General features: G+C 72.4%; 6 protein-coding genes and 2 pseudogenes. 3 read left to right on the forward strand and 5 right to left on the reverse strand.

Features of this window, described 5'->3' with window-relative positions:
- Both AC1DUQ_RS17220 and AC1DUQ_RS17225 read left to right on the forward strand, forming a co-directional pair.
- Positions 1 to 294 (forward strand): lycopene cyclase domain-containing protein (locus tag AC1DUQ_RS17220; protein WP_477074208.1); only part of this gene is annotated, 294 nt, incomplete at its 5' end.
- Entirely contained in the window at positions 291 to 1163 is an 873-nt protein-coding gene (locus AC1DUQ_RS17225; RefSeq protein ID WP_477061106.1) for a prenyltransferase, read from the forward strand. The genes AC1DUQ_RS17220 and AC1DUQ_RS17225, both read left to right, overlap by 4 nt.
- On the opposite strand, the gene AC1DUQ_RS17230 is transcribed toward AC1DUQ_RS17225, so the two are convergent.
- A complete protein-coding gene (locus AC1DUQ_RS17230; RefSeq protein ID WP_477074209.1) occupies positions 1144 to 2004 on the reverse strand; it encodes a hypothetical protein in 861 nt (286 codons plus the stop codon). The two genes, AC1DUQ_RS17225 and AC1DUQ_RS17230, sit on opposite strands and share 20 nt — an antisense overlap.
- A 41-nt stretch (positions 2005 to 2045) precedes the next feature.
- Between AC1DUQ_RS17230 and AC1DUQ_RS17235 the strand changes: the two genes are divergently transcribed.
- Entirely contained in the window at positions 2046 to 3134 is a 1089-nt protein-coding gene (locus AC1DUQ_RS17235; protein WP_477061108.1) for a hypothetical protein, read from the forward strand.
- On the opposite strand, the gene AC1DUQ_RS17240 is transcribed toward AC1DUQ_RS17235, so the two are convergent.
- The 4 genes and pseudogenes from AC1DUQ_RS17240 to AC1DUQ_RS17255 all read right to left on the reverse strand — a co-directional run.
- Complete coding sequence (locus AC1DUQ_RS17240) at positions 3131 to 3997, reverse strand: hypothetical protein (RefSeq protein WP_477061109.1); 867 nt, start codon at positions 3995 to 3997, stop codon at positions 3131 to 3133. The genes AC1DUQ_RS17235 and AC1DUQ_RS17240 overlap by 4 nt on opposite strands.
- Positions 3994 to 4458 carry a hypothetical protein gene (locus tag AC1DUQ_RS17245; RefSeq protein WP_477061110.1) on the reverse strand — a complete coding sequence of 155 codons (465 nt, stop codon included), beginning with the start codon at positions 4456 to 4458 and terminating at the stop codon, positions 3994 to 3996. Before AC1DUQ_RS17245 ends, AC1DUQ_RS17240 begins: the two co-directional genes overlap by 4 nt.
- A gap of 51 nt (positions 4459 to 4509) precedes the next feature.
- A pseudogene (locus tag AC1DUQ_RS17250) lies at positions 4510 to 5052 on the reverse strand (ABC transporter ATP-binding protein); the annotation flags it as partial.
- A gap of 31 nt (positions 5053 to 5083) precedes the next feature.
- Positions 5084 to 5188, reverse strand: a pseudogene (locus tag AC1DUQ_RS17255) (ABC transporter ATP-binding protein); the annotation flags it as partial.
- Between the last annotated feature and the right edge of the window lie 3 nt (positions 5189 to 5191).

The following is a 5191-nucleotide window of genomic DNA, read 5'->3' on the forward strand; positions in this document are numbered from 1 at the left end:
GTGCTGAACGTCCTCGTGCTCGCGGTGCTCGGTGCCGTCTCCTGGCGGGTGCTGCGCGGGATGCGCGGCATGCCGCTGGTGTGGACCGTCGTGCACCTGTGCGTGCTCACCGCCGTCTTCGACACGATCATGATCGACGTCGGCCTCTACGTGTTCGACCCCGACAAGATTCTCGGCCGGTACATCGGGGGCGCTCCCCTGGAGGACTTCGCGTACGCGATCGCCGCGGGCGTCGGCATGCCGGTGCTCTGGGTGGCGCTCGGCAGGCGGAAGACCCGTCAGGACCCCGCGTGAGGGAGGTCCTCGCGGCGTCCCGGCCGTTCTCCTGGATCAACACCGCCTACCCGTTCGCCGCCGGGTACCTGCTGGCCACGGGCGGGCGGATCGACGCGACGTTCGTCATCGGCACCCTGTTCTTCCTCGGCCCCTACAACCTGCTGATGTACGGGATCAACGACGTGTTCGACTACGCCTCCGACCTGCGCAACCCCCGCAAGGGCGGGATCGAGGGCGGTCTCGTGGAGCCGGCCCGGGCGCGGGAGGTGCACCGCCGGATCCTGTGGGCGTGCGTCGTCGCGACCGTGCCGTTCGTCGTCTACCTGCTGGTGGTCGGTGACCTGGCCGCCAACCTCACGCTCGCGCTCGTCCTGTTCCTCGTGGTCGCGTACTCCGCGCCCGTGCTCCGGTTCAAGGAGCGGCCGGGGCTGGACTCGCTGACGTCCGCGATGCACTTCGTCGGCCCGCTTCTGTACGCCCTGGTCCTCGTGGACGCGGACCTGGGCGCGCGCACGGTCTGGCCGGTGCTCGTCGCGTTCGTCCTGTGGGGCATGGCGTCGCACGCGTTCGGGGCGGTGCAGGACGTGCGGGCGGACCGCGAGGGCGGGATCGCGTCGGTGGCCACCGCGCTCGGGGCGCACCCGACGGTCGTCGCGGCGACGGTGCTCTACGTGCTGGCGGCGGCCGTGCTGCTGGTCGTCCCGTGGCCGGGCACGCTGGCCGCGGTGCTGCCCGTGCCGTACGCGATCAGCACCGCGCAGTTCTGGTCCGTGCGCGACGACGACTGCGAACGCGCCAACGCCGGCTGGCGGCGGTTCCTCTGGCTCAACCTGGTGACCGGGTTCCTGGTGACGATGCTGCTGATCGTCATCGCCCGGACGGGCTGACGGGGACGACGTCCGGCGGGCGGTACCGGGTGACCAGCTCGCGCGTCCCGAGGACCGTCAGGACCCAGAGCACGACCACGAGGGCGGTCTCGGCGACCGGGGTGACTGTCCACGGGAGCAGGTCCGAGAAGCTCGGCTCCGGCACGCCGCCCGCCAGCGCGACGGAGGCACGGGCACCCGCACCCGTCTGCCACCAGACCCAGCTGAGCCCCGCGGCCGGCAGGACGTAGGCCGTCGCGCGGGCGGGGGCCGGTCGCCGAGCCAGGAGCACGGCCGCGCCGACGACGAGGACCAGTGCGAGGGACGCCGTCCGCGCGGCCGCGACCCCCGCGGTGACGATGTCGCCGGACAGCGCCGCACCGAAGCCCGTGATCCGAGGGCCGSGCGGCAACCAGAGGGGCGCGGTCAGGCCTATCGCGACGACGGTGAGCACGCGGACCGGGGACTCGTCGCCGACGACGGTGACCGTGCCCGTCACGGCCAGCGTCCAGAGCACGAGGACGAGAACGGGGAGCAGGACGTCGGACTCCGGCGAGCCCGTGACCACGACCGAGGAGAGCGGGGCGTACGCGAACCAGCCGATCGTGCTCAGCGGCTGCCACCACCACACCCAGCCGAGCACGAGCGCCGGGATCGCGAACCAGACGGCGCGGCGAGCGGCCAGGTCCCGTCGTCGGACCACCAGAGCAGTCACGACGACGACCGCGAGGAGGCCGGCGCCCACGACGCCGGTACGGGGCCACGGAGTCGAGCGGGAAGGGGGCAGCGCCGTGACCAGGGCCACCACGACGCTCAGGACGACGGCCGCGAGCGCACCCGCGACGACGAGCCGGTTCCGCATGGCGCCCAGGGTAGGGGTGCCGGGTCGCTACAGTCCGCTCCATGACCGACGCGAGCACCCTCGACTGGACGGTGTTCATGGTGGTCGTGGGCCTCCGGCTGGTGGTGCCGCTGTTCATCCCGCGGTTCCCGCTGCCGGCGATCCTCGCCTCCCTGGTCATCGACGGCGTCGACAAGTCGATCTTCGCCGCGTTCACGGACTTCCCGCTCGACAACTACCAGTCGTACGACAAGGCGCTGGACATCTACTACCTGACGATCGCGTACCTGTCGGTGCTGCGGAACTGGCGCAACCCGTTCGCCGTCGGGGTGGCGGCATTCCTCTGGTACTACCGGCTGGTGGGGGTGCTCCTCTTCGAGCTCACCGACGCGCGCTGGCTGCTCATGGTCTTCCCCAACACGTTCGAGTACTTCGTGATCGCCCTCGAGGTGGTCCGCACGCGCTGGGACGCCGCCCGGCTGAGCAGGGCCGCGCTCCTGTGGACGGCGGGGCTCATCTGGGTGGTGATCAAGCTGCCGCAAGAGTGGTGGATCCACGTCGCGCAGCTGGACTTCACGGACGAGTTCGGGGAGCTGGTCACCGATCACCCGTGGGTGTGGGGAGTCCTGGCGGTCCTTGCGGTGGTGCTGGTCGTCGTCGGGCGGCGCGTGGCACGGCGGCTGCCGCCCGCGGACTGGCCGTTCACGCTGGACGCGGACGTGATCGCTGCACGCGTGGGCTGGGTCCCGAGGGGTCCGGTCGGGGTCGCGCCGACGGGTGTCGGTCACCTCGCCGAGAAGGTGGTGCTGGCTGGCCTGGTCACGCTCGTCCTGTTCGAGTCGTATCCGTTGGTGGAGGGGCGGCTCTCGGTGGTCGCGATCGTGGTCACGGGGACGGTGCTGGTGCACGCGGCGCTGGCGTTGCGGCGGCGGCGAGCCGCACTCGGGGTCGAGGTGGTGGTCAACACCGTCATCAGCGTGGTCGCGATGCTCGTGTTCGCTGCGTTCGCCACCGGGCAGCGTGGCCAGGTGTCCGTGGGCGACGTGCTGCTGTTCGCGTACGTCGTCGCCCTCGTCGTCACGCTCTACGACCGCTACACGGCCCGCCGGGAGGCGTGCGAGCTGCCGGTCGGTGCCGACGCGCGGTACTAGACGATCTCCGCAGGCGGGGGCCGGAGGCGCCCCAGCTCAGCCGTTCCGGCGACGACCAGCAACCACGCCAGCGCGACGAGGAGCGTCGACGTGAGCGGGGTCAGCAGGGCGGGCAGCAGGAAGGTGTCCGGCACCGCGACCGCCGAGAACGACGACGTGGTGACGCCGTAGGCCACCGCCAGGTGCGACTGCCAGCCGACCCAGGTCAGCGCTGCGGCGGGCAGGACGTAGGCGGTGGCCCAGACGGACGGGGGTCGGCGATCGGCGAGGACGAGGGCGCCGACGACCAGCACGAGGATCAGGGAGGCGGTGCGCACGGCACCGTGCGCGGTCGGCGCCGTCCGCACCAGGACCAGCTGCGAGGCACCCACGAACGACGCCCAGATCGGCAGGGTGAGGACCATCGTCGCCACGGCGAGGGTGCGCACCGGGATCCGGGCGCCGGCGGCACGGGCGGTCGCAAGCAGCCCGATCCCGGTCAGCGCCCAGAGGATCAGGAGCAGGACGGCGACGGCTATCCCGCTGACTCCGTGCCCGGGCGGCGTCGCCGGACCGCTCAGGTCGGAGTACGCGAACCACTCCTCTGCCGATGGCGCTGCCCACCACCAGCTCGTGAGCGTCAGGGCAGGGATGACGTAGAGCAGGCTGAGGCGGGCGGACGACGCCCGGCGCCACACCACGGCCGAGGACGTGGCGACGACCAGCCACAGGCTCACCGTCCGACCGGCATCCTGCTGGATGATCCCGGCGCCCGCGAAGCCCATGACGGTCGCGATGCCCATGGCCACGCCCAGCAGTCCGGCGGTGATGCCCAGGGCGCGGGCGACGCGGTCGAGTGTCGCGAGCGTGGCCAGCTCGGTCACGGGTGCGCAGCCCTCGGGTGGCGTCGCCGTCCAGCGATCCCGATCACCGCGAGGGTCGACGTGAGGATCACCAGCGCGGACAGGGCGACCGAGGCCGCGAACCAGGGGGACGTGAACGCGTGCGGGGGATCCTGCCCCGCCGAGCCGAACATCGCCACGGTGTAGCTGCCGCCGCCCTCCGTCTGCCACCAGACCCAGCTCAACGCCAGGGCCGGCACCGCGTGGAGGGCGAGGACGCGCCGACCCTTCCACAGTGTCAGCGCGGCGAGCAGCATGACGAGGACCAGCGACGTCAGACGGACGAGTGCGACCCCTGGTGGAGCCGCCGCCGCGACCATGAAGACGCCGTCGGAGGTGGTCACGTGGTCCGGCGGCGACCACAGCGGGATCGTCACGAGGGCCGCCAGCGCCGCCAGCACACGCACGAGGCGCGAGCGAACCTGCTGGTCAGCGGAAGGCACCCCGCCACGCTAGGAGCCGCCCGCTCCACCCGCCGGGAACCGGTCCGACGTTCACCCGTGCGCGCGCAGGTTCCTCCACGTCTCGCGGCGGGCGGCCTGCTCGACCGGGTCCGGCACGGGCAGCGACGCGAGCAGCCGCTGGGTGTACGGGTGCTTGGGTGCGCCGAGCACCTCGTCGCCCGTGCCCTCCTCGACCAGCACGCCGCGGTGCAGGACGGCGATGCGGTGGGCCAGCAGGTCGACGACGGCCAGGTCGTGGCTGATGAACAGGCACGCGAAGCCCAGCTCGGCCTGCAGGCGGGCGAACAGGTCGAGCACGCGCGCCTGCACCGACACGTCGAGCGCGCTGGTCGGCTCGTCGGCGATGAGCAGCTCGGGGCCGAGGATGAGCGCCCGGGCCAGGCTGGCGCGCTGGCGCTGGCCACCCGACAGCTCGTGCGGGAACCGGTCGCCGAACGCCTTCGGCAGCTGGACTGCCTCCAACAGCTCGTCGACCTTCGGCCGGGCCTCCTGCGGGTTCGGCGCCAGCCCGTGCACCACCATCGGCTCGGCGACGCACTGCGCGATCGTCAGGAGCGGGTTGAAGCTCGTCGCCCACCCGCACGCGGTCGCGCAGCCGACGGCCGCCGACCCGCGGCACGGCGTCGAGCAGGCGCCGGGTGTACGGGTGCTGGGGTGCCGAGAACAGGGTGTGGACGTCCGCCTGCTCGACGATCTCGCCGTTGTACATGAC

It is taken from the genome of Cellulomonas sp. P4_B5_2, assembly GCF_056402235.1.

What these genes read in the sequence shown, in the direction of transcription:
- AC1DUQ_RS17235 (WP_477061108.1), top strand. Translation starts at nt 2,046, where the DNA reads ATGACCGACGCGAGCACCCTCGACTGGACGGTGTTCATGGTGGTCGTG.